This window comes from Klebsiella sp. GW_Kp182 (assembly GCF_040062275.1).
Taxonomy (GTDB): Bacteria; Pseudomonadota; Gammaproteobacteria; order Enterobacterales; family Enterobacteriaceae; genus Klebsiella; species Klebsiella michiganensis.
In genome coordinates, this window is record NZ_JBEAFQ010000002.1 from 447,877 (window position 1) to 473,888 (window position 26,012).

Here is a 26,012-nt window from a genome sequence, read left to right on the forward strand (position 1 = left end):
TAAAAGACAAAGTGATTTTTTTTGTGATGTCCTTCAAGTTTAACGTTTTGGATAAATAATGACGCTTTTAATGCAGTGTACATCACGTTTTTTGCCGTTTTTCTCTATTTTTTGAATCTTTTAACAAAATTAGTAAAATCATAAGCAATTGATTTATATGATTATTTATTTTTTTGTCACTTTTTTTGTCACTTCTCTGTGTGATCTGTCTCAATTTTCTTGTTTTTGAAACGCAATTTCTTTTTTATACGGTTGTATTGGGAAATACATTTCTATCTAATGAATGGAAATAATTCTTGCGCCAGCTGTATTAACGCCTGAGCGATATTCAAATTCTTTTACGTGTATTAATTGAGAATTTAATTACCTTTGTGCCCTACAATAAAGGATATGCCATCATGTCTGCCTGTAAATTACGTTCACTGTTACTTCTCACCGCACTCGGGCTCGGCGTTAGTCAAAGTTACGCCGCCACCACTCTCAACGTCTGGATCCGCGCCAGCAATGACTCGAAGAATATCTACAAACAGGAGGCGGAAAAATTTGAAGAAAAAACCGGTATCAAAATCGCGTATTTCAACGCCACCACCGACTTTGAACAGCGGCTGGCGCGCGCCACGGCGGGCAACGCCTTACCCGATTTGATTTTTAACGATGCGGCGTCGCTGGGGCAGTTCATCCAGCTGGGTATTGCCGAAGAAATTGACCCGCAGGCGATCGCGGGCGGCGACCAGCTATTCCAGACGGCATGGAAGAGTACCCGCTATATCGACGGTAAGTATTACGGCGTGCCGACCTCGGCGCAAACTTTCGCGCTCTTCGTGCGTAAAGACTGGCGTGAAAAACTGGGGCTGCCGCAGCCTAAGAGCTGGGATGATATCCAGACGCTGGCGAAAGCCTTCACCACTCAGGATCCCGATGGTAACGGCAAAAATGATACCTACGGCTTTATCGTTCCCGCTTCCACGACGCGCGGCTACGCCAGCTGGTTTATGAGCAGCTTTATCTGGCAGGCGGGTGGTGATTTCGTTAAAGAAGAGAACGGAAAATTCAGCGCTTCGCTCAATACGCCGGAAGTGGCTCAGGCGATGACCTTTATGCGCACCATGATGTGCGACAAAGTCACCCAGCCGGGCGCGATTAACGCCACCACCGCCGACGTTATTCCCTCCTTCCGCTCCGGGCAAAGCGGCATGTTCTTCAGCGGGCCGTACCATATCGCGCTGTTCGATAAAGACCCCGGTAAAGACAACTTCGAAGTGATCCCGGTGGCGGGGCCGAAAGGCGAAGCCACCCTCGCCGAGGGCACCACGGTCTTTATGATGAAGAGCAGCATACAGAAAGAGGCGGCGCGAAAATTTATCGAATTTATGATCTCTGCGGAAGGTCAGGAGATCGGCATGGGTAAAGGCAGCCAGCATATTCCGGTAGTGCGTCTGCCGGTGAATAAGAACGTCGACGTCAAAGCCGTGTATCAGGACGCGCGCTGGGAAACTTTCGCCAGACTTTACAACGAACAGGGACGCTACGTGCCGCAAATCCCCAACTGGACGCCGGTGCGCCAGGTGGTTGCCGACGGTTTTAACCGGATTTTTGCCGACTGCGGCAGCGATATTCCCGGCGAGCTGAAGACGCTCGACGGCAAGGTGAACGCTGAGCTGAAAAAACAAAATGTGCTGGCTAACTGAGGACATAGGTTATGACGCTGCATGAGACGAAGTCCTCGCCGATAAAGCAGGCCGCTTCGCCTGACTCGACCGGATGGCTGAGCGCAAAGCGTAAGCGGGCGCTGATCCCGTGGCTGTTTTTAGCGCCTGCGCTGATTATTTTTAGCTGGTTTAAGTTTATCCCGATGATTCAGGGTCTGGTGATGAGCTTTTACAAGGTTAACTTTAATCAGCCCAACGAGTGGGTGGGGCTCGATAACTTCACCCGCGCTTTTGCCGACGCAGAGCTGCACGCGGCGGTGGTGAATACCCTGCTTTACGTGGTGGTAACGATGTTCGCCGCGGCTATCCTGGCGTTTTTCCTCGCCATGCTGCTGGAAGGCCCGGCGCGCCATCTGCGCTTTATTCGAACCGCCATCTTTTTACCGGCGGTTACCAGCGCGGCGATCGTCGCCGAAATGTGGCGCATTTTGTTTAACCCGACGCCCAACGGCGTGGTTAACCACATCCTCAGCTGGTTTGGCGTCGCCGACCAGGGCTTTCTTGCCAGCTCCGATCAGGCGCTGGGCGTCATCATGCTGCTGCATATCTGGAAAGCGGTGCCCTACAACATGGTGATCTTTATTGCCGGCCTGGCGGGAATCAGCCGCGATTTATACGATGCGGCGAACGTCGACGGCGCCAGCTGGTGGAACCGCCTGCGCTACGTCACGCTGCCCGGCATGATCCCGGCGCTCTCGGTGGTACTGATGCTCTCCTTCATTCGCGGTTTCCGCGTGTTTGCCGAGGTGTACGCCACCACCGGAGGGGGGCCTTCTAACGCCACGGAAATGGTCATGACCCACATCTACAAGCTGGGCTTTGAGCAGTTTGACTATGGCTACGCTTCGGCGGTGTCGTTCCTGCTGTTCACCTTCACGGTTATCTTAACCCTCTGTCATCTGACGCTGAAAAAACGTATCGCCCGTTACTAAGGAGCCGCGATGTTAAGCAAACGTTGGGATACAGCAGGGCGCTGGTTCATCTACGCGCTGCTGCTGATTGTCTTTGTCGGGCCGTTCTGGGGCATCGTCGCCACGGCATTCAGCGGCGCGCCGGTGAAGCCGGGCGAGCTGCTGGCCTGGCCGCATCAGTTCTCGTTGGAAAACTTCATCTTCGCGTGGATGGATATCGGCGTCTGGCAGTATCTGCTGAACTCCATTCTGGTGGTGTTCTTCGGCACCGTTCTGCAGGTGTCGGTCAGCGCGCTGGCGGCGTACGCCCTGGCGCGGAAGAAGTTTCGCGGCGTAGCGCTGGTGAGCCTGGTGATTTTGTCCACCATGATGCTGCCGGAAGAGGTCATCGCCATTCCGCTGTACATGATTATCAACTGGCGGCTGCCGCTGATCGACGCCTCGCTCTACAACAGCTATCTCGGAATGATTTTACCGGTCGTCGGCTGGGCGTTCTCCATCTTTGTCCTGACCGAATTTATGTCAGCGATACCGAAAGAGCTGGAGGAGGCGGCGCGGATTGACGGCGCGAACGAATGGCAGATTTTCTTCCACGTCATTCTGCCGCTGGTAAAACCGGCGCTTGGCACGGTGGTGACCTTCGGCTTTATTATGATTTGGGACCAGTACCTGCTGCCGCTGATTGTGGTCAACCAGGACAGCCTGAATACCATTCCGGTGATCCTCGGCACGCTGCGTACCGATGAGAGCATCACGCCGAACATTTTTATCGCCATTACGCTGCTGGCGATGCTGCCCAGCATCATCGTCTATCTGGGTCTGCAAAAACATTTCAATCGCGGGATTATGTCCGGCGCGGTCAAAGGATAAGGGGTTAACGATGGGATCGGTTGTATTAAATAGCGTGCGCAAATCATACGGGGATGCCCACGTCATTAAAGATGTGTCGCTGACGATTCCGGACGGCGAGTTCTGCGTCCTCGTTGGCCCCAGCGGCTGCGGCAAATCCACGCTGCTGCGCATGATTGCCGGGCTGGAGGAGATCTCCGGCGGCGAAGTACATATCAACGAGCGTAACGTCACCGAGGTGGAGCCGAAGCTGCGCGACATTGCGATGGTGTTCCAGAGCTATGCGCTCTACCCGCAGATGACGGTGCGTGAAAATATGGGCTTTGCCCTGAAGATGGCTAAGCTGCCGAAAGCGGAAATCAGCCAGAAGGTGAATGAAGCGGCGGCGCTACTGGGGCTGGAGCCGCTGCTGGAGCGCCTGCCCAAAGATCTCTCCGGCGGCCAGCGCCAGCGCGTGGCGATGGGGCGGGCGATCGTGCGTAAGCCGCAGGTGTTCTTGTTCGATGAACCGCTCTCCAACCTTGACGCCAAGCTGCGAACCCAGGTACGCGGTGAGATCCGCGAACTGCATCGTCGGCTGAAAACCACCTCGGTGTACGTCACCCACGATCAGATTGAAGCCATGACCATGGGGCAGATGATTGTGGTGCTGCGCGACGGGCGAATAGAGCAGGCGGGGACCCCGCTGGAACTGTACGACCGGCCGGCGAATCTGTTTGTCGCCGGGTTTATCGGCTCGCCGGAGATTAACCAGCTGCCGGGCGTCGTGGTCTTGAACGGTAGCGCCACCAGCCTGCGTCTGAAAGATGGCTCCCTGCTGGCTTTGCCCGCCGGTTTACGGGTCACCGACGGTCAGCAGGTGGTGTACGCCATTCGCCCCGAACAGGTCAACGTGGTTCATGAAGCGCGGGACGATGCGCTGGCGGCGAAGGTGACGGCGGTGGAGAACACCGGCTCGGATATGCAGCTCTTCTGCGATACCGGCGGCGGGGCGTTTACATCGGTGTTCAAACAGCGTCTGGCCGTAAAAGAGGGCGATAAGATCTGGCTGCAGCCTAAGCTCGCCGGCGTGCACCTGTTCGATGCGCAAAGCGGCCAGCGCATAGCCTGCCGGGAGGGAAATTAAGGTGGTGATGAAGCTGTACACCCTTGACGAAACCTGCCTGGAAAACGCCCGGGCGGGCCTGAAGCAGCCCTTCTCGCCGCTGCAGCTGGCGCTAAGCAAGCTGGTATCGGAGGCGGATATCCTGCGTCGGGAAGCGCCGGAAAGCGTGGTACATAAAAAGCTGCGCCCAGCGAGCGGCGACGCGCACGATTACTACAGCCTGGGGACCTACTGGTGGCCAAACCCGCGGCGGCCCAACGGGCTGCCCTATATTCGCCGCGACGGGCATATTAATCCGCAGTGTGAGAACAACGACACGGATACCTCGCGCATTATCCGCATGTGCGAACGGTGCCTGACCCTCGGGCTGGCGTGGTACTTCACCGGTCAGCGCCAGTACGCGCAGGCGGCGGCTGCGCAGATCCGCTGCTGGTTCCTTGATGCGGAAACGCGGATGAACCCGCATCTGAACTATGGCCAGGCGATCCCGGGGATTGTTTCCGGTCGCGGTACCGGGCTTATCGATACCCGCTTAATGTGGATGGTGGTGGACACCATCGGTTTGATTAACGCGGCGAGCGTGCTTGATACCGACGATATCATCGGCCTGCACCAGTGGTTCCGCGACTTTAACCACTGGATGTACTACAGCGACATCGGCCACTCTGAGTACGTCTGGCACAACAACCACGGCACCTGGTACGACGCTCAGCGGACGGTTAACGCGCTATTTTATGGCGATAAAGGGCTGGCGGCGCGGATCATCGAGCAGGGGATCACCCAGCGGATGGCGGCGCAGATTGACCAGGACGGCAGGCAGACGATGGAGCTGGAACGTACCATTCCGTTCCACTACTCGCTGTTTAATCTGGAGGCGCATCTGCTGCTCAACCGCTACGCCGAACACGTTGAGTTCGATCGCTGGAACGCCATCCGCGATGGGCGAGGCGTGAAGCAGGGGATTGATTACCTGGTGCCGTTTATCCGGGAACCGGATCTCTGGCCCTATAGCGACCTGCAGGGAATCGTGTGGGATAGCGCGCTGCGCGTGCTGCTGCAGTCAGTGCGGGGCTATGCAAAACAATCTGCCAGCTATCGTGAAGCGCTGAAATGTGTGCCGCAGGAGACGCTGCAGTTGAAGGAACAGCTGATGTGGTGTCCGGGCTGATAGAACAATGCTTCTTGCCTCCCGACGGCGCTGTGCCCGATCGGCCTGGCTGCTATGTAGCCCGGATAAGGCGTTTACGCCGCTATCCGGGGAATGCGCCGGATAACGGCTTTGGCGCGGCTTCTTCCCGGGAGGCGCTACGCTTGCCCGGGCTACGGGGCCACGGCTGTCTTACACGGCGGCGATGATTTTAATCTCGACTTTGTACTTCGGATTCATCAGCTTCGCCTGCACCGTACAGCGCACCGGGGCATGACCGGCGACGACCCACGCATCCCAGGCCTGGTTCATCGCCGCAAAGTCTGCGCCGTCGGCAAGAAAAATCGTCGCATCAAGAATACGCGACTTGCTGCTGCCCTGTTTCTCCAGCACGGCGTCAATCTGCGCCAGGGTATCGGCGGTTTGCGCGCAGGCATCGGCATCAAGGTTGGACGGCACGCCGGTGTAGTACAGCGTCTGGTTGTGAATTACCACATCAGACCAGCGGGCTTCGGCATCAATACGCGTAATGGTCATGTTTATTTCCTCTTTGTTCCGGTTCATTAAGCTGCGGCAAGACTGCCATAATGTTTCACCTGCGTCACTACCCGCACTGGCGAAAACGACTCCACCCTGACATAATCACTGTCCAAATAACCAGGGGGTAATGTGATCGACGATTTTGCAGCAGACGGCCAGCTGGCCAGCGCGATTGCGGGATTTAAACCACGCGAGCCGCAGCGTCAGATGGCTTTCGCCGTCGCCAGCGCGATTGAAGAAACCCGTCCGCTGGTGGTTGAGGCGGGGACCGGGACCGGGAAAACCTACGCCTACCTGGCGCCTGCGCTCCGCGCCAATAAGAAAGTCATTATCTCCACCGGCTCGAAAGCGCTACAGGATCAGCTCTACAGTCGGGATTTACCCACTGTCGCTAAAGCGCTGAAGTACACCGGTAAGCTGGCCCTGCTGAAAGGGCGTTCGAACTACCTGTGCCTGGAGCGGCTGGAACAGCAGGCGCTCGCCGGCGGCGACCTGCCGGTGCAAACCCTCAGCGATGTCATTCTGCTGCGTTCGTGGTCTAACCAGACCGTTGATGGCGATATCAGCACCTGCGTTAGCGTGGCCGAAGATTCCCAGGCCTGGCCGCTGGTCACCAGTACCAACGATAACTGCCTCGGCAGCGACTGCCCGTTATATAAAGACTGTTTTGTGGTGAAGGCGCGGAAAAAGGCGATGGATGCTGACGTGGTCGTCGTCAACCACCATCTGTTCCTCGCCGATATGGTGGTCAAAGAGAGCGGATTTGCCGAGCTGATTCCCGAAGCGGAAGTGATGATCTTCGACGAAGCGCATCAGCTACCGGACATCGCCAGCCAGTACTTCGGCCAGTCGCTCTCCAGCCGCCAGCTGCTGGACCTGGCGAAAGATATCACCATTGCTTATCGCACCGAACTCAAAGACACCCAGCAGCTGCAGAAATGCGCCGACCGCCTGGCCCAGAGCGCGCAGGATTTTCGCCTGCAGCTGGGGGAACCCGGCTATCGCGGCAACCTGCGCGAGCTGCTGGCGGATAACAACATTCAGCGCGCGCTGCTGCTGCTTGATGATGCGCTCGAACTCTGTTACGACGTGGCAAAGCTGTCGCTGGGCCGCTCGGCGCTGCTCGACGCCGCCTTTGAGCGGGCCACCGTCTACCGCGGCCGCCTGAAGCGGCTCAAAGAGACCAACCAGCCCGGCTTTAGCTACTGGTATGAGTGCACTTCGCGTAATTTTACTCTGGCGCTGACTCCGCTGACGGTAGCGGATAAGTTTAAAGAGGTGATGGCGCAAAAATCGGGGAGCTGGATTTTTACCTCGGCGACGCTCTCGGTCAATGACGATTTGCACCACTTTACCGATCGCCTGGGGATTGGCGAAGCGCAAACGCTGCTGCTGCCCAGCCCCTTTGATTATGCCCATCAGGCGCTGCTGTGCGTACCGCGCAATTTACCTTTGCCGAACCAGCCCGGCGCGGCGCGCCATCTGGCGGCGATGCTCAAACCGCTGATTGAGGCCAACGACGGGCGCTGCTTTATGCTCTGCACCTCGCACGCCATGATGCGCGATCTGGCGGAACAGTTCCGCGCCACCATGACGCTGCCGGTGCTCCTGCAGGGAGAAACCAGCAAAGGTCAGCTTTTACAGCAGTTCGTCAGCGCCGGAAATGCGCTGCTGGTGGCGACCAGCAGCTTCTGGGAAGGGGTGGACGTGCGCGGCGATGCGCTTTCGCTGGTGATTATCGACAAGCTGCCGTTCACCTCGCCGGACGATCCGCTACTCAAAGCGCGGATGGAAGATTGTCGCCTGCGCGGCGGCGATCCTTTTGACGAGGTCCAGCTACCGGACGCGGTGATTACCCTTAAACAGGGGGTGGGGCGCCTGATTCGCGACATCGACGATCGCGGGGTACTGGTTATCTGCGACAACCGTCTGGTGATGCGTCCCTACGGCGCGGTCTTCCTCGCGAGCCTTCCGCCTGCGCCGCGCACGCGCGATATCCGCCGGGCGGTGCGTTTTCTTGCGGTGCCGCCGGCGAGGTAATCCGGCGCAAAATGTGGTAAGCTGCGCGCCATTTTGTCAATCTGCTAGAGCGAGAGCGCGACAACCCATGCGAATTTTAGCTATCGATACCGCCACGGAGGCCTGCTCCGCGGCGCTGTGGAATGATGGCACCCTCAGTGCTCATTTTGAAATCTGCCCCCGTGAACATACCCAACGTATCCTGCCCCTGGTGCAGGATGTCCTCAATGAAAGCGGAACGCTATTGACCGAGCTTGATGCGCTGGCCTTTGGCCGCGGGCCGGGGAGCTTCACCGGCGTGCGTATCGGCATCGGTATCGCGCAGGGGCTGGCGCTGGGGGCCGGGCTGCCGATGATCGGCGTATCTACGCTGGCGACCATGGCGCAGGGCGCGTGGCGGAAAAACGGCGCCACCCGCGTGCTGGCGGCCATCGACGCCAGAATGGGCGAAGTCTACTGGGCGGAATATCAGCGCGATGAGCAGGGCGTCTGGCACGGCGAAGAGAGCGAGGCGGTGCTGAAGCCGGAAGCGGTTCGCGAGCGGCTTCAGCGGCTGGAAGGCGAGTGGGCCACCGTGGGCACCGGCTGGCAGGCGTGGCCGGATATGGCTCACGACTGCGGTTTAACGCTCGTCGATGGCGACATTCAGCTGCCTGAAGCGCAGGATATGCTGCCGCTGGCCTGCCACCTGTTTACGGCGGGAAAAACCGTGGCCGTCGAACACGCTGAGCCAGTTTATTTACGTAATGAAGTGGCGTGGAAGAAACTTCCTGGCCGCGAGTGAATCTCAGTAACTATATGTCTGAGAAGAAGGAAGGAGTCGCGTCATGGCGGGTCAAAAAAGGGTAGTGCGTTGGTTAGTCGCGGCAGCAGTCGTTGCTGCGCTGAGCGGGTGCGCTTCGGTGCCGGATGCCATTAAGGGCACCACCCCGACGCCGCAGCAGGATTTAGTCCGCGTGATGAACGCGCCGCAGCTGTATGTCGGCCAGGAAGCGCGTTTTGGCGGTAAGGTCGTCAGCGTGCAGAATCAGCAGGGTAAAACCCGCCTGGAAATTGCCACCGTTCAGCTTGACGACGCCGCGCGTCCGGAGCTGGGCGAAGCGTCGCGCGGGCGTATTTTTGCCGACGTGAACGGCTTTATCGACCCGGTGGATTTTCGCGGACAGCTGGTTACCGTGGTTGGCCCGATCGTCGGCGTCGTCGACGGTAAAGTGGGCAATACGCCGTATAAATTCATGCTGATGAACGCCACCGGCTACAAACGCTGGAACGTAGTCCAGCAGGTGGTCATGCCGCCGCAGCCGATGATGGACCCGTGGATGTTCGGCCCGCGCCCGTGGGGCTACGGGTACGGCGGCTGGGGCTGGTATAACCCCGGTCCTGCCGAAGTCAGAAACGTTGTAACCGAATGATTTTGTAGTCTTTGTAAGCAAAAAGAAACAGCGGCTGGTCCGCTGTTTCTTCGTTTTCAGTCAAATAAGAAAAATAAATAGTGACGCGCTTCGCAACCTGTACAACGGCTAATTAATAAACTGGTACGCTGAGTTAATATAATGTTAACAAAATGTTTGTTGATCAGGGGCTGTGATGACGACGAATAACTATTTCAGAGGTGATGCAGTGAAAAAGGTTTGGCTAAACCGTTATCCCGCGGACGTTCCTGCGGAGATAAACCCTGACCGCTATCAATCCCTGGTTGAACTGTTTGAACACGCCGTCCGCCGCTATGCCGATCAGCCGGCCTTTATCAATATGGGCGAGGTGATGACCTACCGTAAGCTGGAGGAGCGCAGTCGGGCGTTCGCCGCTTATCTACAGGAAGGGCTAGGCCTGCAAAAAGGCGACCGCGTCGCCCTGATGATGCCTAACCTGCTGCAGTATCCGGTGGCGCTGTTTGGTATTCTGCGCGCCGGCATGATCGTGGTGAACGTTAATCCGCTCTACACCCCGCGCGAACTGGAGCACCAGCTCAACGACAGCGGCGCCGCCGCCATTGTGATCGTTTCCAACTTCGCACATACCCTGGAAAAGGTGGTTGATAAAACCCAGGTCAAGCACGTGATCTTAACCCGCATGGGCGATCAGCTTTCCACGGCGAAAGGGACGCTGGTTAACTTTGTGGTGAAGTACATCAAACGGCTGGTGCCAAAATATCATCTGCCGGACGCCATCTCGTTTCGCAGCGCGCTACAGCACGGCTACCGTATGCAGTACATTAAGCCGGAAATCGTCTCTCAGGATCTCGCTTTTCTCCAGTACACCGGCGGGACCACCGGCGTGGCGAAGGGGGCGATGCTGACTCATCGTAATATGCTGGCGAACCTTGAGCAGGTTAACGGTACCTACGGGCCGCTGCTGCACCGCGGTAAAGAGCTGGTTGTTACCGCGCTACCGCTGTACCACATTTTTGCCCTGACCATGAACTGTCTGCTGTTTATAGAGCTGGGCGGGCAGAACCTGCTGATCACCAATCCGCGCGATATTCCAGGCCTGGTCAAAGAGCTGGCGAAATATCCCTTCACCGCGATGACCGGGGTCAACACCCTGTTTAACGCGCTGCTCAATAACAAAGAGTTTCAGCAGCTCGATTTCTCTTCACTGCATCTCTCCGCCGGCGGCGGAATGCCGGTACAGCAGGTGGTGGCGGAGCGCTGGGTTAAGCTGACCGGGCAATATCTGCTGGAAGGCTATGGCCTGACGGAGTGCGCGCCGCTGGTGAGTGTCAATCCGCACGATATCGACTATCACAGCGGCAGTATCGGCCTGCCGGTGCCCTCCACCGAAGCGAAGCTGGTGGATGATGACGATAATGAAGTCGCGCCGGGAGAACCGGGAGAGCTGTGCGTGAAAGGGCCGCAGGTGATGCTGGGCTACTGGCAGCGTCCGGACGCGACCGCTGAAATTATCAAGGACGGCTGGCTGCATACCGGCGATATCGCGGTGATGGATGAAGAGGGCTTCCTGCGTATCGTCGATCGCAAAAAAGATATGATTCTTGTCTCGGGCTTCAACGTCTATCCGAATGAAATCGAAGATGTGGTGATGCAGCACGCCGGGGTTCAGGAAGTGGCCGCGGTCGGCGTGCCGTCCGGCAGCAGCGGTGAAGCGGTGAAGATTTTCGTGGTCAAGAAAGATCCGGCGCTGACGGAAGAGATGCTGATCGCTTTCTGCCGTCGCCAGCTAACCGGCTACAAGGTGCCGAAGCTGGTGGAGTTTCGCGATGAGCTGCCGAAATCCAACGTCGGGAAAATTTTACGTCGAGAACTGCGTGACGAAGCCCGTGCTAAAGTAGACAATAAAGCCTGAGCTAAGAGTGAATCGCCAGACGCCGGCTAAGCCGGCGTTTTTTATGGGCGCAAGTTAAGAGAGTATGATTTGAACTATCAGATGATCACCACCAACGATGGCCTTCGCGCCGTCTGCGACGCGGCAAGCGCGGTTTCCGCCATCGCGCTGGATACGGAATTTGTCCGTACTCGTACCTACTACCCGCAGCTCGGTTTGCTCCAGCTGTTCGACGGCAGCCAGGTTTCGCTGATTGACCCGCTGGTCATCACCGACTGGGAACCGATGCGTGAACTGCTGCTGAATAAAGATGTGACCAAATTTCTGCACGCCGGCAGTGAAGATCTGGAAGTATTCCTCAATGCTTTTCATTTGATGCCGCAGCCGCTGATTGACACGCAAATTCTCGCCGCTTTTTGCGGCCGCCCGATGTCGTGGGGCTTTGCGTCGATGGTGGAAGAGTTTACCGGCGTGGCGCTGGACAAGAGCGAGTCCCGCACCGACTGGCTGGCGCGCCCGCTGACCGAACGCCAGTGCATTTATGCTGCCGCCGACGTCTGGTACCTGCTGCCGATTGCCGGAAAGCTGATGGCTGAAACCGACAGCGCAGGCTGGCTCTCCGCCGCCCTGGATGAATGTCAGCTGATGCAGCAGCGGCGTCAGGAGATTCAGGATCCCGCCGAGGCGTGGCGCGATATCGGTAATGCCTGGCAGCTGCGTACTCGTCAGCTGGGCTGCCTGCAGCTGCTGGCGGAGTGGCGTCTGCGCAAAGCGCGCGAGCGCGATCTGGCCGTCAACTTTGTGATCCGGGAAGAGCATTTGTGGAACGTGGCGCGCTATATGCCCACCAGCCTCGGGGAGCTTGACAGCCTCGGACTCTCGGGCAGCGAAATTCGTTTCCACGGCAAGACGCTGATCGGCCTCGTCGAGAAAGCGCAGGCGCTGCCGGAAGAGGCGCTGCCAGAGCCGCTGCAGAACCTGATCGACATGCCGGGCTACCGCAAGCTGTTTAAGGATATTAAAGCGCTTGTGCAGACCGTGAGCGCCGAGAAGGGCGTTAGCGCGGAGCTGCTGGCCTCAAGAAGACAGATTAACCAACTGCTGAACTGGCACTGGGGGCTTAAAAACGGCAACGGGCAGCCTGAACTGGTTTCCGGCTGGCGCGGAGAATTGATGGCCGATCGCCTGAATGCGCTATTGAGCGACTACCCGCGCTAGCGCCGAACGGCATAGTGAAAAACCGGCTTCGCACAGCGTTGCCGGTTTTTTTATACCTTCAGGCTCAGGACTTCGACTCTTCAGTTTCCGGCAGGGTCACGTTCAGCTCCAGAATCGAAATATCACCGTCCCTCTGCTCCAGCTGTACGCTGACCATTTCCGGGTCGATTTGCACATACTTGCAAATCACTTCGAGAATGTCTTTGCGCAGCTGCGGAAGATAGTGCGGTTCAGCGTCGCCGCGGCGGCGCTCCGCGACGATAATTTGCAGGCGCTCTTTCGCAATGTTGGCCGTGTTCTTTTTCCGCGAGAGAAAAAAGTCGAGTAATGCCATAATTTATCCTCCGAACAGGCGTTTGAGGAAACCTTTCTTCTCTTCTTCTACGAAGCGGAAAGGGCGTTCTTCTCCGAGCAGACGTTCAACGGTATCGGCATAGGCTTTACCCGCATCCGAGGCGTCATCCAGAATAACCGGTTCGCCCTGGTTAGACGCGCGCAGCACGGACTGATCTTCCGGAATCACGCCCACCAGATTGATGCGCAGAATTTCCAGCACGTCTTCCATGCTCAGCATGTCACCTTTGTTCACGCGGCCTGGGTTATAGCGCGTCAGCAGCAGATGCTCTTTAATCGGATCTTCGCCCCTTTCCGCGCGGCGGGATTTGGAGGCCAGGATGCCGAGGATACGGTCGGAGTCGCGAACGGAGGAGACTTCCGGGTTGGTGGTGATGATGGCTTCATCAGCGAAGTACAGCGCCATCAGCGCACCGGTTTCGATGCCTGCAGGGGAGTCACAGACGATAAAATCAAAATCCATTTTTTTCAGTTCTTCGAGAACTTTGTCTACGCCTTCGCGGGTCAGGGCGTCTTTGTCACGCGTCTGGGAGGCCGGAAGGATGTAGAGGTTCTCCGTGCGCTTGTCTTTAATCAGCGCCTGGTTCAACGTGGCATCGCCCTGGATGACGTTGACGAAGTCATAAACGACCCGGCGTTCACAGCCCATGATTAGATCGAGGTTACGCAGGCCGATGTCGAAGTCGATAACGACCGTTTTCTTTCCCTTCTGGGCCAAACCAGTAGCGATGGCCGCGCTGGAGGTGGTCTTGCCAACGCCTCCTTTACCCGAAGTCACAACAATAATGCGTGCCATAGAAATTCCTTGTTAAAAAGGGATTAATTCAACGATTGAATCGTCAAAGCGCTGTCGTCTAAACGTAGACGGGCCGCTTTGCCATAAAATTCGGCCGGAATGTTATCACTCAGCCAGTATTCCCCGGCGATGGAAACCAGTTCCGCCGAGAGGTTGCTGCAGAATATTTGGGCGTCTCTGTCGCCGCCGGCGCCGGCAAGCGCACGTCCCCGCATCATGCCATATACATGGATATTACCATCGGCAATAAGTTCAGCCCCGGCACTCACATGGTTTGTAACAATTAGATCACAGTGTGGCGCATAAATACGCTGACCGGAACGTACCGGCTGATCGATCAAGCGCGTTTTTGTGATCTGATTAACAGCTGGCGGCGGGGCAACGGGTTCTGGCGCGGCCTGACGGGTAATTTTTTCTTTCCCTTCGGTTAATAAAGGGATCCCGGCTCGGTCAATTTCGGTTTTCAGCCGAGGAAGTTTACATCCGCTTACGCCCATAATACGCAGACCGGTAGCCGCGATAGCCTCATGAAGAGGGCGCCAGTCGACGTCATCTTCAATGCTGCTGATATTCACCACCACGGGGGCATGACGTAAAAAGGCGGGAGCCTGGGCGATTTTGTCTTCTAACGCCTGACGAATAACCTCGGGATTTGCATCGTGCAAATGAATCACAGATAAGGTGAAGCTACTGCCCTTAAGTTCGATTGGCGTATTTGACATCCTGGCCTTACTCAATTTGCTGTTTATCACTCGCTGAAGTGCGGTGATATTCCGAAGACTAAAAGGCATGTTATAGTCACTCATATATAGAGGCAAGTGACCACAGGTCTAATTCCGAGTAAAACTATGTTTTGTGTGATCTATCGAAGTACTAAACGTGAGCAAACCTATTTATATGTCGAAAAAAAGGACGATTTCTCCCGCGTTCCTGACGAATTAATGTATAGCTTCGGTACGCCCAAACTGGCAATGATTTTACCGCTCGATGGGCGAAAAAAACTCATCCACGCCGATTTGGATAAAGTGAAACAGGCGCTGGCCGATCAGGGCTATTACCTTCAGCTCCCTCCTCCGTCTGAAAATTTACTCAAGAAACACCTGGCGGAACAGGGGAATAAATCTGATTAACCCACAGAGGGAAAACAATGTACCAACATCATAACTGGCAGGGTGCGCTACTGGATTATCCGGTAAGCAAAGTGGTGTGCGTGGGCAGCAACTACGCAAAACACATCAAGGAGATGGGCAGTGCGACGCCGGAAGAGCCGGTGCTGTTTATTAAACCTGAGACGGCGCTATGCGACATCCGCCAGCCGTTGGTGCTTCCTGAGGGGCTGGGGTCGGTGCACCACGAGGTTGAGCTGGCGGTGCTGATTGGCGGCACGCTGCGTCAGGCGACGGACGATCATGTGCTCAAAGCCATCGCCGGCTATGGCGTGGCGCTGGACCTCACTCTGCGCGATCTGCAGGGCAAAATGAAAAAAGCCGGGCAGCCGTGGGAAAAGGCGAAAGGCTTTGATAACTCCTGCCCGATTTCGGGGTTTATTCCCGCCGGCGAATTTCACGGCGACGCGCAGAATACGCCGCTGAGCCTGAAGGTAAACGGCGAGGTGCGCCAGCAGGGCACGACGGCCGACATGATTCATAAAATTGTGCCGCTGATCGCCTATATGTCGCGCTTCTTCACCCTGAAAGCCGGTGATGTGGTGCTGACCGGCACCCCGGAAGGCGTGGGGCCGCTCGCCAGCGGCGACGAGCTGGAAGTCGGTTTTAACGGGTTTTCGCTGACCACCCGCGTGCTGTAACGACCGCTTGCCGCCTTCTCCGGGCGGCAAAACTTGCATCGGCGTGCCAGACTGGTTATAAGGTGCACCCTGAACTGCAATGACGGACATCCCAATGAGCGAACAACCTTTCTGGCAACACATAACACTGGATGAAATGAGCGATGCGGAGTGGGAATCACTTTGCGACGGCTGCGGACAGTGCTGCCTGCATAAGCTGATGGATGAGGATACCGACGAAATCTACTTCACCAACGTCGCCTGCCGTCAGCTTAATATCAAAACCTGCCAGTGCCGTAACTATGAGCGCCGTTTCGAATATGAACCGGACTGCATTAAGCTCACCCGCGACAACCTGCCTACGTTTGAATGGCTGCCGCCGACCTGCGCCTATCGTCTGCTGGCGGAAGGTCAACCTCTGCCGCACTGGCACCCGCTGTTAACCGGTTCGAAGGCGGCGATGCATGGCGAACGCATCTCCGTTCGCCATATTGCTGTGAAAGAATCCACGGTGGTTGACTGGCAGGATCATATCCTGAACAAACCAGACTGGGCGCAGTAGGCGCTCAGTTAGCCTTTCTTCGCGTGGAATAGCCCGCTTTCACCGTCGGCGTCATCTGCAACCCAAAAGTTAATATTGAACTGCGCGTCGTCGCTAAGTTCAATGCGGTGCCAGTACTGCGGCGGGCTGGTCGCGAACTGTCCGGCGTTGATAACGACCTTTGCTTCAGGCTCTGTCGCCTGTTCGTCGGCGAAACCATAATAGGTTACCGTACCTTCCATCACGCAAAGCTGGCCGAAAACACCCGCAGCGGTGTTGTGGTGCGTCAGCAGAGCGGCAGGGACGTTCTGTTTGGTAAAGAATGGGGTGGAGCGTTTTACCTTCCAGCTAGCGGGAATACGCAAATGAGACATCATGTGCTCCTTAGTTAACATCGATAAGTTGCATTTAATATGCAACTTTATGTGACCGACGTCAACGTGCAGGCAAAAAAAACGCTCCCGGAGGAGCGCTTTATCAGCAATCGTTCTTAGCGGCCAAACAGATCGCGCTTTTTAGGTTTAAACGGCTGTGCGATAAGCACCAGCGCGCCGACAACCAGATAGGCGGCGAAGATCCCGACCAGCCACTGCGGCATTTCCAGCGTCAGGAATTCCCACTGGCGTACGGAGCAGTCACCGGTTGCGACAAATACCTGAGGCAGCCATTTATCCAGCGGCAGCCACGTGGGGAAACGAGCGGCGAAATCGCAGGTCTGGAAGGGGGAAGGGTGAAGCTGAATCATGGTGTGTTCCCATGCCAGCTGCAGCCCGCGCAGGGCGCTGTAGAGCCAGATAATAATCGCCACATAGCGCAGAGGCGATTTTGGCGCGATGGCGCCGACAATACCGGCACCCATAATGCCAAAAAGCGCGCAGCGTTCGTAAATACAGAGTACGCAGGGTTGCAGCAGCATGACGTGCTGGAACCACAAAGCAACCAATTCAAGAACAAACGCGGTAAGCGCCATCAGGAGCCAGGCACCGCGTCCCCTTGAGCACTGGTTTAAATATCGCAACATAATCATTTCCCTGGAACATGCTAAATCATGGCAGTGTAAACGAAAACCGAAGCGACGCCAGCAGCTAGTCTGAAAATATTACGTAAGCGAATATGGAATACCCGGATTTTTGATCCGGGTATTGCTTTTTTATTTCAGCAGCTGAGGCGTCACCAGCCAACCCTGCTCCAGCATCCACTGGGTCGCCGGCATCAAGGTAAACTCGACGCACGCCAGGCCCACCAGGGTCAGGACGAGAGTATACGGCAGCGCCATCCACACCATACGGCCATAGGAGAGGCGAATCAGCGGGGCCAGCGCGGAGGTGAGCAGGAACAGAAACGCGGCCTGACCGTTCGGCGTGGCGACGGATGGCAGGTTAGTACCGGTATTAATGGCCACCGCCAGCAGCTCAAACTGCGGCAGGCCGATCGTCCCATGCTCCAGGGCCGTCTTCACTTCGTTGATGTACACGGTGCCGACGAAGACGTTATCCGAAATCGACGATAGCAGGCCGTTAAACAGATAGAACAGCGATAGCTGGGCGTGCGGCGAGGCCTGGAGAACAAATTCGATCACCGGGGCAAACAGGTGCTGATCGATGATCACCGCCACGACGGCAAAAAAGACCGTCAGCAGCGCGGTAAACGGCAGCGCTTCGGTAAACGCTTTGCCGATGGCGTGTTCATCGGTGACGCCGGAAAAAGTCGTTGCCAGAATGATGACCGACAGGCCAATCAGGCCGACTTCCGCCAGATGCAGCGCCAGCGCGACGATCAGCCAGACGCCAATAACCCCCTGGGCGATAAGACGCAGGCGATCCTGACGGCTGCGGCTCTGACGGCTACGATCGTCGAAATCCTGTAGCACTTTGCGCACCGTAGGCGGCAGCGGTTCGCCGTAGCCAAACAGGCGGAATTTCTCCAGCAGCAGGCAGGTGAGCAGGCCGCATACCAGCACCGGTAAGCTTACCGGCAGCATGCGTATGAAGAATTCACCGAAGTGCCAGCCCGCGGCTTTGGCAATAATCAGGTTCTGCGGTTCGCCGACCATCGTCATTACGCCGCCGAGCGCGGTGCCGACCCCGGCGTGCATCATCAGGCTGCGCAAGAAGCCGCGAAACTGCTCCAGAACATCGCGATAGTGCTGCTCGATATGGCTGTCGTCGAGCATGTTGTCATCGTCCGGCCGCGCCGAAGCGGCTTTGTGATAAATACCGTAGAAGCCAACGGCTACGCTGATCACGACGGCGACAACGGTCAACGCGTCGAGGAAGGCGGAGAGGAAAGCGGACGCGACGCAAAACGCCAGCGACAGCAGCATCTTGCTGCGAATGCCGAGCAGCAAACGGGTGAAGATGAACAGCAGCAGCTGCTTCATGAAGTAGATACCCGCCACCATAAACATCAGCAGCAGCAGGACTTCAAGATTACTGGCCACTTCTTCGCGAATATGCCCGGGCGTGGTCATACCGATAAATACCGCTTCAATAGCCAGCAGGCCGCCCGGCAGCAGCGGATAACATTTAAGCGCCATCGCCAGGGTGAAGATAAATTCGATAACCAGCAGCCATCCGGCAATAAACGGATGAAGATAAAAGACCAGCGGATTAACGATCAGGAAAATGATGAGAGTGAGTTTGTACCAGTCCGGGGACTGACCAAGAAAGTTGCGCCACAGGGCGCGGCCATACGACATTTCCACGACAGACATCCTTTCTCCGTCAAATTCTGAAACATGATTTTATGCGTAACTATACGCAAGATTACCAGTTGCGCAAAACGAGACGCAACTTTCTTCGCATCACGTTCTTTAGCCACAGAAAGTGTGAAATGAAAAGTTGAAAATGAAACGGCGATCCCTTTTTAATTACTTTCTGGCGCTATCTGCCTTATGGCCGCTCTGGTATGATGAGTCGAATAGCAACGCTGTGTAATGGAAATCTTATTATGGTCATTAAGGCGCAAAGCCCTGCGGGTTTCGCTGAAGAGTACATCATTGAAAGTATCTGGAATAACCGCTTCCCTCCTGGTTCAATTCTTCCCGCTGAACGTGAACTTTCTGAACTGATTGGTGTTACCCGTACAACCTTACGTGAAGTGTTGCAGCGTCTGGCCCGCGATGGCTGGTTAACCATTCAGCACGGTAAGCCTACCAAAGTGAACAACTTCTGGGAAACGTCAGGTCTGAATATTCTCGAAACCCTCGCGCGTCTCGATCACGACAGCGTTCCGCAGCTGATTGATAATCTGCTGTCCGTGCGTACCAATATTTCGACTATTTTTATCCGCACCGCTTTCCGTCAGCACCCGGATAAGGCGCTGGAGGTTCTGGCGAGCGCGCGTGAAATTGAAGACCACGCCGATGCGTTTGCCGAGCTGGATTATAATATCTTCCGCGGTCTGGCCTTTGCTTCAGGTAACCCCATCTACGGCCTGATCCTCAACGGGATGAAAGGTCTGTACACCCGCATAGGTCGTCACTATTTTGCCAACCCGGAAGCGCGTAGCCTGGCGCTCGGCTTCTATCATCAGCTGGCGAAAGTATGTGAAGAAGGGCTTCATGAACAGGTTTATGAAATCGTTCGCCGCTACGGGCATGACAGCGGGGAGATTTGGCATCGTATGCAGAAGAATTTGCCGGGTGACCTGGCGATTAATATGCGCTAGACCCCGCCCACGAATAAACAACGCCCGGTGCTGTCACCGGGCGTTTTGCTTTATACGCGCTACAGCGGATTGGGCCGCGGCGGCGTACGTTCCAGCAGCTCAACGCTACCATCGGCGTTTTGCTGCTCCAGAAGAACGTCAAATCCCCACAGGCGGTGGACGTGCTTCAGCACCTCGCGGCGTCCTTTATCCAGCGGCACGCGGTTGTGCGGCACGTAGCGCAGGGTGAGCGAACGGTCGCCGCGCAGATCCACATTCCATACCTGAATGTTCGGCTCGAGGTTGCTCAGGTTGTACTGCGCTGAAAGCTTCGAACGAATCTCACGATATCCCTCTTCATTATGAATGGCGGATATTTCCAGATAGTTGTTGTGATCGTCATCGAGCACGGTAAAGAAGCGGAAATCGCGCATGATTTTCGGCGACAGGAACTGGCTGATAAAGCTTTCATCCTTGAAATCGCGCATGGCGAAGTGCAAGGTTTCGAGCCAGTCGGATCCGGCAATATCCGGGAACCAGTACCTGTCCTCTTCCGTCGGCGACTGACAAATACGTTTGATATCCTGGAACATGGCGAAACCCAGCGCATAGGGGTTAATGCCGCTATACCACTGGCTGTTATAGGGCGGCTGGAACACCACGTTGGTGTGGCTGTGCAGAAACTCCAGCATAAAGCGCTCGGTGACTTTTCCTTCATCATAAAGATGATTCAGGATGGTGTAGTGCCAGAAGGTCGCCCAGCCTTCGTTCATCACCTGAGTCTGCTTCTGTGGATAAAAATACTGGCTGACCTTACGCACGATACGCAGGATCTCACGCTGCCATGGCTCCAGCAGGGGCGCGTTTTTCTCCATAAAGTAGAGCAGGTTTTCCTGCGGCTCAGAGGGATAGCGGCGCGCCGCTTCAATGGTCTTTTCCTCTTCGCGCTTCGGCAGGGTGCGCCACAGCATATTCACCTGGCTTTGCAGATACTCTTCCCGGCTTTTTTGCCGCGCTTTTTCCTCCTGCAGCGAGATTTTCTGCGGGCGTTTATAGCGGTCAACGCCGTAGTTCATCAAGGCGTGGCAGGAGTCGAGCAGCTTCTCGACTTCATCAACGCCGTAGCGCTCTTCACATTCGGTGATGTATTTACGCGCGAAGATGAGATAGTCGATGATGGAGCTGGCGTCGGTCCAGCTGCGAAAGAGGTAGTTATTTTTGAAAAACGAGTTGTGCCCGTAGCAGGCGTGCGCCATCACCAGCGCCTGCATGGTGATGGTGTTCTCTTCCATCAAATAGGCGATACAGGGGTTGGAGTTAATGACGATTTCATAGGCCAGCCCCTGTTGCCCGTGCTTATAGGCCTGTTCGGTCTCAATGAATTTTTTACCAAACGACCAGTGCGGATAGTTAATCGGCATCCCGACGCTGGAGTAGGCATCCATCATCTGTTCGGAAGTAATGACTTCGATTTGGTGCGGATAGGTGTCAAGACGATACAGCTTCGCCACCCGATCGACTTCTGCCAGATAGGTCTCCAGCAGCTCAAAAGTCCAGTCGGGTCCATCGCTTAAACGGGTTGTGTCCTTGTTCATGGAATCAATCGTAGCCATTAGCGCGCCCTCGTTGTTGATGGTTCTCTCTGTACGGAAAACCTCTTAACAAGCATAGAACACGGCGTCGCAAACTGCGTGCATCCGCATTTTCTTTTCTTCGCGATTTCACAATCTTAAAGGCGTTGTTTTACGGTTTAAACAGGATTTTATTCTGTAGAAAAATGAGGCGCAGCAGGAGATGGTAAACCGACGGGGGCAGTGCTGGCGCAGAACCCTGTGAGATAAGTCACCATAAATAAAGCGTATGTTGAATAATATTTTCATCTGAGTTATCAATTTGTAATCAGATGATTGTTCTTTAACGATTACGGAGCCGCTATGCGCGTCGTCATACTGGGAAGTGGGGTAGTTGGAGTCGCTAGCGCCTGGTACTTAAGCCAGGCAGGACATGAAGTGACGGTTATCGATCGTCAGCCGGGGCCAGCCGAAGAGACCAGCGCCGCTAACGCCGGGCAGATCTCTCCCGGCTACGCTGCGCCGTGGGCGGCGCCGGGAGTACCGTTGAAGGCGATTAAGTGGATGTTCCAGCGCCACGCGCCGCTGGCTATCGGGCTGGATGGCACGCCGTTCCAGCTGAAATGGATGTGGCAGATGCTGCGCAACTGCGACACTCGCCACTATATGGAAAACAAAGGGCGTATGGTGCGCCTGGCGGAGTACAGCCGCGACTGCCTGAAGGCGCTGCGCGAGAGCACCGGTATCCAGTATGAAGGCCGGCAGGGCGGCACGCTGCAGCTTTTCCGCACCGACAAGCAGTTCGAAAACGCGACCCGCGATATCGCGGTACTGCAGGAGGCGGGCGTGCCTTACCAGCTGCTGGAGGCAAACCGCCTGCTGGACGTTGAACCGGCGCTGGCGGAAGTGAGCCATAAACTGACGGGCGGTTTACGTTTACCTAATGATGAAACCGGCGACTGCCAGCTTTTCACCACGCGTCTGGCCCTGATGGCGGAACAGGCGGGCGTGACTTTCCGTTTTAATACACCGGTGGATGAACTGCTCTATGAAGGGGATCTCATCTCCGGCGTGAAGTGCGGCGCTGAAATCATCAAAGCCGACGCTTACGTGATGGCATTCGGATCATATTCGACGGCCATGCTGAAAGGGCTGGTGGATATTCCGGTCTACCCGCTGAAAGGCTATTCGCTAACGATTCCGATCGCGGAAGAAGACGGCGCGCCGGTTTCGACTATCCTTGATGAAACCTACAAAATCGCCATCACCCGTTTCGACAGGCGTATTCGCGTTGGCGGAATGGCGGAAATTGTTGGATTTAATAAAGAACTGCTGCAGCCGCGGCGTGAAACCCTGGAGATGGTGGTGCGCGATCTGTTCCCGCGCGGCGGCCACGTTGAACAGGCAACCTTCTGGACCGGACTGCGTCCGATGACCCCGGACGGTACGCCGGTGGTGGGCCGCACGGCGTATAAAAATCTGTGGCTCAACACCGGCCACGGCACGCTGGGATGGACCATGGCCTGCGGTTCAGGCCAGCTGATCAGCGATCTGATCTCCGGGCGTACGCCGGCGATCCCGTATGACGATCTTGCCGTCGCCCGCTACGGCCGCGGCTTTACGCCGGCCCGCGCTCAGCATCTGCATGGCGTTCACAATTAACAAGGAGCTTTCATGTCTCGTCCTGTAAAGGCCAGCATTGATATGTCAGCCTTACGCCAGAATCAACAAATTGTTCGCCGCGCGGCGCCCGGCTCGCGCCTGTGGGCGGTGGTCAAAGCCAATGCTTATGGCCACGGCCTGGCAAGGGTCTGGAACGCGCTTAGCGCCGCGGACGGTTTCGCGATGCTCAATCTTGAAGAGGCGATCCTGCTGCGCGAGCTCGGCTGGAAAGGGCCGATACTGATGCTGGAAGGTTTCTTCAATGCCGATGAGCTGGCGCTGTTTGATAAATACCGATTGACTACCAGCGTGCACAGTAACTGGCAAATCAAGGCGCTGCAGCAGGCGAAGCTGCACGCGCCCCTCGATATTTACGTCAAGGTGAATAGCGGGATGAATCGGCTGGGTTTTATGCCGGACCGTTTGCACATCGTCTGGCAGCAGCTGCGAGCGCTCGGTAACGTCAGCGAAATGACGTTAATGTCGCATTTCGCCGAAGCGGAAAACCCGGACGGCATTGTCGAGCCGATGCGGCGCATTGAGCAGGCGGCGGAAGGGCTGGATTGCCCGCGCTCGCTGGCGAACTCGGCGGCAACCTTGTGGCATCCGGAGTCGCATTTTAACTGGGTGAGGCCGGGGATCGTGCTGTACGGCGCCTCGCCTTCCGGCCTGTGGCAGGACGTGGCCAACACCGGGCTGAAACCGGTGATGACGCTAAGCAGCGAAATTATTGCCGTACAGAACCTGAAAGCCGGTGAAGCGGTCGGCTACGGCGCAACCTGGCGCACGGCGGAGGAGCGGCGTATCGGCATCGTTGCCTGCGGCTATGCCGATGGCTATCCGCGGCTGGCGCCGAGCGGTACGCCGGTGCTGGTTGACGGCGTACGCACCGTGACGGTCGGGCGCATCTCAATGGATATGCTGGCCGTGGATTTGACCCCATGCCCGCAGGCAGGGATCGGCGCGCCGGTTGAGCTGTGGGGCAAAGAGATCAAAATTGACGATGTCGCGGCCGCCTGCGGCACCGTCGGATATGAATTAATGTGCGCGCTCGCGCCGCGCGTACCGGTTGTGACGGTGTAACTTAGCCTGAGGCGGATCACTCCGCCTCATCTTCCGCCATCCGTACGCCGACCCGCAGTACGTGATCCTCTTCTTTTTCCGCCACCGTCCACACCATCCCGGCAAATTCCACCTGGTCGCCGACCACCGGCGCGGCGCCTAACAGGTGCTGTATGACGTCACCCAGCGACTGCTGGCGATCGCGAAACTCTTCTCCCCCGTCAATGCCGTAAATCTGCGCGACGTCGGCGAATCTGGCACTGGCATCGAGAATAAAATCACCGAAGAAGCGCTGATCCAGCGCCACCGGCGGCGACTGGCTGAACAGTTTACCCAGCGCGGGCAGGTCGCGCTCGCGGCCAATCACGCAGAGAATATCGCCTTCCAGCAGTCGGGTACTGCCGGTAGGGTGCAGGAGTACGTTGTCGCGAAACAGCGCGGCAATCCGCGTCTCCGGCGGCATATGCAGGTCGCGCAGCGCCGCGCCGACGCACCATTTTTCGGCGCTAAGCTGGTACACGAACTGCTCCCACGGGTTTTCCGGATGGATATCCAGCCCGACGCGGGAGATGGGCGAGCCGACCGGCGGCACCACCACTTTGGCTTTCTTCGCCGCCCAGGAGAGCGAGGTCCCCTGTAACAGCAGCGAGACCAGCACCACGAAGAAGGCCACGTTAAAGAACAACCGCGCATTCTCCAGGCCCGCCATCATCGGGAAGACGGCGAGAATAATCGGCACCGCGCCGCGCAGGCCCACCCAGCTGATAAATATCCGCTCGCGCAGGTTGAAGCCGCGAAACGGCAGCAGACCGGCAAACACCGACAGCGGACGGGCGATAAAGATCATCCACATCGACAGAATGAGCGCCGGGATGGCGATAGGCCACAGGTCGGACGGGGTGACCAGCAGGCCGAGCACCAGGAACATGGCGATCTGCGCCAGCCACGCCAGGCCGTCGAAGTTTTGCAGGATACCGTGGCGGTTGCGAATCGGCCGGTTGCCGAGCAGGAATCCGCACAGGTAGACCGCGAGGATGCCGCTGCCGTCCAGCGAGGTGGTGGCGGCGAAAATCATGATCCCGCCGCTCAGCGCCAGCAGAGGATAAAGCCCGGCCGGCAGCACAATGCGGTTAATCATCTGCAGCAGCAGATAGCCGCCGCCGAGGCCGATAGCGATACCCAACCCGAACTGCTGCACGATATGCACCGCGAACATCCAGCTCAGGCCGGTCTCGTGCTGCTGAATCATCTCGATAAGGGTAATGGTCAGGAACACCGCCATCGGATCGTTGCTGCCGGATTCAATTTCCAGCGTCGAGCCGACACGTTCGTTCAGCCCTTTACCGCCGAGGAGTGAGAACACCGCCGCGGCATCGGTTGAGCCGACGATAGCGCCGATCAGCAGCCCTTCAATCAGGTTGAGATGAAACAGCCAGGCCGCCATCAGTCCGGTCAGGGCCGAGGTGATCAGCACCCCGACCGTGGCGAGCGAGAGGGCGGGCCACAGCGCCACGCGAAAAGAGCTGGCCTGAGTGCGCATCCCGCCGTCAAGCAGGATAACCGCCAGCGCCAGGTTGCTCACCATGTAGGCGAAAGGGTAGTTGTCAAACGGAATGCCGCCGATACCGTCAATGCCCGCCAGCATCCCAATCGCCAGGAAGATAACCAGAATCGGGATACCGAGGCGTGAGGAAAAGGAACTTAATAAAATACTACAGGTTACTAAAACAGAACCCAGGATAAACAGACTGATGACCGCAGCGGCGTCCAATGTTGACGTACTCCTTACCGGCGTGAAGATAAATTAAA

General features: G+C 56.7%; 25 protein-coding genes. 16 read left to right on the top strand and 9 right to left on the bottom strand.

All coding sequences use genetic code 11. The features are described from left to right. Positions 1-398: 398 nt before the first annotated feature. Genes ABLU88_RS04250 through ABLU88_RS04270 form a run of 5 tightly spaced genes read left to right on the top strand, consistent with a single transcriptional unit; the run spans position 399 to position 5,742 of the window. Positions 399-1,688: a sugar ABC transporter substrate-binding protein gene (locus ABLU88_RS04250; RefSeq protein WP_025106146.1), complete on the top strand. Its 1,290-nt coding sequence runs from the start codon at positions 399-401 to the stop codon at positions 1,686-1,688. A gap of 11 nt (positions 1,689-1,699) precedes the next feature. Beyond that, the gene (locus tag ABLU88_RS04255) at positions 1,700-2,641 is read left to right on the top strand and encodes a sugar ABC transporter permease (RefSeq protein ID WP_025106147.1); all 942 of its coding nucleotides are present in this window, start codon (positions 1,700-1,702) and stop codon (positions 2,639-2,641) included. A 9-nt stretch (positions 2,642-2,650) separates the two neighbouring features. Next, positions 2,651-3,490 carry a carbohydrate ABC transporter permease gene (locus ABLU88_RS04260; RefSeq protein ID WP_348836180.1) on the top strand — a complete coding sequence of 280 codons (840 nt, stop codon included), beginning with the start codon at positions 2,651-2,653 and terminating at the stop codon, positions 3,488-3,490. A 10-nt stretch (positions 3,491-3,500) separates the two neighbouring features. Further along, the gene (gene ugpC / locus ABLU88_RS04265) at positions 3,501-4,595 is read left to right on the top strand and encodes a sn-glycerol-3-phosphate ABC transporter ATP-binding protein UgpC (RefSeq protein WP_014229809.1); all 1,095 of its coding nucleotides are present in this window, start codon (positions 3,501-3,503) and stop codon (positions 4,593-4,595) included. Positions 4,596-4,602: 7 nt separating this feature from the next. After that, entirely contained in the window at positions 4,603-5,742 is a 1,140-nt protein-coding gene (locus tag ABLU88_RS04270) for an alginate lyase family protein (protein WP_014229808.1), read from the top strand. A 171-nt stretch (positions 5,743-5,913) separates the two neighbouring features. Here the strand turns inward: ABLU88_RS04270 and ABLU88_RS04275 are convergent, their stop codons facing one another. Then, on the bottom strand, positions 5,914-6,258 hold the full coding sequence (locus ABLU88_RS04275; protein ID WP_004113724.1) for a RidA family protein: 345 nt from the start codon (positions 6,256-6,258) through the stop codon (positions 5,914-5,916). Positions 6,259-6,390: 132 nt separating this feature from the next. Here ABLU88_RS04275 and ABLU88_RS04280 point away from each other — a divergent pair, with 132 nt between their 5' ends. From ABLU88_RS04280 to rnd, 5 genes are all read left to right on the top strand, one after another. Next, positions 6,391-8,301 carry an ATP-dependent DNA helicase gene (locus ABLU88_RS04280; protein WP_014229807.1) on the top strand — a complete coding sequence of 637 codons (1,911 nt, stop codon included), beginning with the start codon at positions 6,391-6,393 and terminating at the stop codon, positions 8,299-8,301. A 67-nt stretch (positions 8,302-8,368) separates the two neighbouring features. Continuing rightward, entirely contained in the window at positions 8,369-9,064 is a 696-nt protein-coding gene (gene tsaB, locus ABLU88_RS04285) for a tRNA (adenosine(37)-N6)-threonylcarbamoyltransferase complex dimerization subunit type 1 TsaB (protein WP_048263759.1), read from the top strand. Between the two features lie 43 nt (positions 9,065-9,107). Further along, positions 9,108-9,692: a Slp family lipoprotein gene (locus ABLU88_RS04290; RefSeq protein WP_004852007.1), complete on the top strand. Its 585-nt coding sequence runs from the start codon at positions 9,108-9,110 to the stop codon at positions 9,690-9,692. A gap of 208 nt (positions 9,693-9,900) precedes the next feature. After that, complete coding sequence (gene fadD / locus ABLU88_RS04295; protein WP_014229806.1) at positions 9,901-11,586, top strand: long-chain-fatty-acid--CoA ligase FadD; 1,686 nt, start codon at positions 9,901-9,903, stop codon at positions 11,584-11,586. An 81-nt stretch (positions 11,587-11,667) separates the two neighbouring features. Beyond that, complete coding sequence (rnd, locus tag ABLU88_RS04300) at positions 11,668-12,783, top strand: ribonuclease D (protein WP_004852003.1); 1,116 nt, start codon at positions 11,668-11,670, stop codon at positions 12,781-12,783. Positions 12,784-12,847: 64 nt separating this feature from the next. On the opposite strand, the gene minE is transcribed toward rnd, so the two are convergent. Genes minE through minC form a run of 3 tightly spaced genes read right to left on the bottom strand, consistent with a single transcriptional unit; the run spans position 12,848 to position 14,655 of the window. Continuing rightward, positions 12,848-13,117 (bottom strand): cell division topological specificity factor MinE, encoded by a 270-nt coding sequence (minE, locus tag ABLU88_RS04305; RefSeq protein WP_002910902.1) that lies wholly within the window; start codon positions 13,115-13,117, stop codon positions 12,848-12,850. A gap of 3 nt (positions 13,118-13,120) precedes the next feature. Beyond that, entirely contained in the window at positions 13,121-13,933 is an 813-nt protein-coding gene (gene minD / locus ABLU88_RS04310) for a septum site-determining protein MinD (RefSeq protein WP_004103267.1), read from the bottom strand. 23 nt (positions 13,934-13,956) lie between these two features. Further along, the gene (minC, locus tag ABLU88_RS04315) at positions 13,957-14,655 is read right to left on the bottom strand and encodes a septum site-determining protein MinC (protein ID WP_004852000.1); all 699 of its coding nucleotides are present in this window, start codon (positions 14,653-14,655) and stop codon (positions 13,957-13,959) included. 126 nt (positions 14,656-14,781) lie between these two features. Between minC and ABLU88_RS04320 the strand changes: the two genes are divergently transcribed. The 3 genes from ABLU88_RS04320 to ABLU88_RS04330 all read left to right on the top strand — a co-directional run bounded on the left by ABLU88_RS04320 (position 14,782) and on the right by ABLU88_RS04330 (position 16,281). Beyond that, entirely contained in the window at positions 14,782-15,063 is a 282-nt protein-coding gene (locus ABLU88_RS04320) for a YcgL domain-containing protein (RefSeq protein WP_004138522.1), read from the top strand. A gap of 17 nt (positions 15,064-15,080) precedes the next feature. Beyond that, positions 15,081-15,740, top strand: a complete 660-nt coding sequence (locus ABLU88_RS04325; RefSeq protein ID WP_004851997.1) for a fumarylacetoacetate hydrolase family protein — start codon at positions 15,081-15,083, stop codon at positions 15,738-15,740. 94 nt (positions 15,741-15,834) lie between these two features. Then, on the top strand, positions 15,835-16,281 hold the full coding sequence (locus ABLU88_RS04330; RefSeq protein ID WP_348836181.1) for a YcgN family cysteine cluster protein: 447 nt from the start codon (positions 15,835-15,837) through the stop codon (positions 16,279-16,281). A gap of 8 nt (positions 16,282-16,289) precedes the next feature. Here ABLU88_RS04330 and ABLU88_RS04335 read toward each other — a convergent pair whose 3' ends face one another. From ABLU88_RS04335 to nhaB, 3 genes are all read right to left on the bottom strand, one after another. After that, entirely contained in the window at positions 16,290-16,634 is a 345-nt protein-coding gene (locus ABLU88_RS04335; protein ID WP_004103255.1) for a DUF1971 domain-containing protein, read from the bottom strand. A gap of 116 nt (positions 16,635-16,750) precedes the next feature. Next, positions 16,751-17,281 (bottom strand): disulfide bond formation protein DsbB, encoded by a 531-nt coding sequence (gene dsbB, locus ABLU88_RS04340; RefSeq protein ID WP_014229804.1) that lies wholly within the window; start codon positions 17,279-17,281, stop codon positions 16,751-16,753. A 129-nt stretch (positions 17,282-17,410) separates the two neighbouring features. Then, positions 17,411-18,964, bottom strand: coding sequence for a sodium/proton antiporter NhaB (gene nhaB, locus ABLU88_RS04345; protein ID WP_025106151.1), 1,554 nt, complete (start codon positions 18,962-18,964; stop codon positions 17,411-17,413). Between the two features lie 245 nt (positions 18,965-19,209). Between nhaB and fadR the strand changes: the two genes are divergently transcribed. Then, entirely contained in the window at positions 19,210-19,929 is a 720-nt protein-coding gene (gene fadR, locus ABLU88_RS04350) for a fatty acid metabolism transcriptional regulator FadR (RefSeq protein ID WP_004851987.1), read from the top strand. Between the two features lie 59 nt (positions 19,930-19,988). Here fadR and ABLU88_RS04355 read toward each other — a convergent pair whose 3' ends face one another. Further along, positions 19,989-21,521 (bottom strand): SpoVR family protein, encoded by a 1,533-nt coding sequence (locus tag ABLU88_RS04355; protein WP_004138526.1) that lies wholly within the window; start codon positions 21,519-21,521, stop codon positions 19,989-19,991. Positions 21,522-21,842: 321 nt separating this feature from the next. On the opposite strand from ABLU88_RS04355, the gene ABLU88_RS04360 reads away from it, so the two are divergent. Then, positions 21,843-23,141: a D-amino acid dehydrogenase gene (locus ABLU88_RS04360; RefSeq protein WP_004851984.1), complete on the top strand. Its 1,299-nt coding sequence runs from the start codon at positions 21,843-21,845 to the stop codon at positions 23,139-23,141. Positions 23,142-23,153: 12 nt separating this feature from the next. Then, a complete protein-coding gene (dadX, locus tag ABLU88_RS04365; protein ID WP_102802991.1) occupies positions 23,154-24,224 on the top strand; it encodes a catabolic alanine racemase DadX in 1,071 nt (356 codons plus the stop codon). 16 nt (positions 24,225-24,240) lie between these two features. On the opposite strand, the gene ABLU88_RS04370 is transcribed toward dadX, so the two are convergent. After that, the gene (locus ABLU88_RS04370) at positions 24,241-25,974 is read right to left on the bottom strand and encodes a potassium/proton antiporter (RefSeq protein ID WP_004851981.1); all 1,734 of its coding nucleotides are present in this window, start codon (positions 25,972-25,974) and stop codon (positions 24,241-24,243) included. Positions 25,975-26,012: the final 38 nt, after the last annotated feature.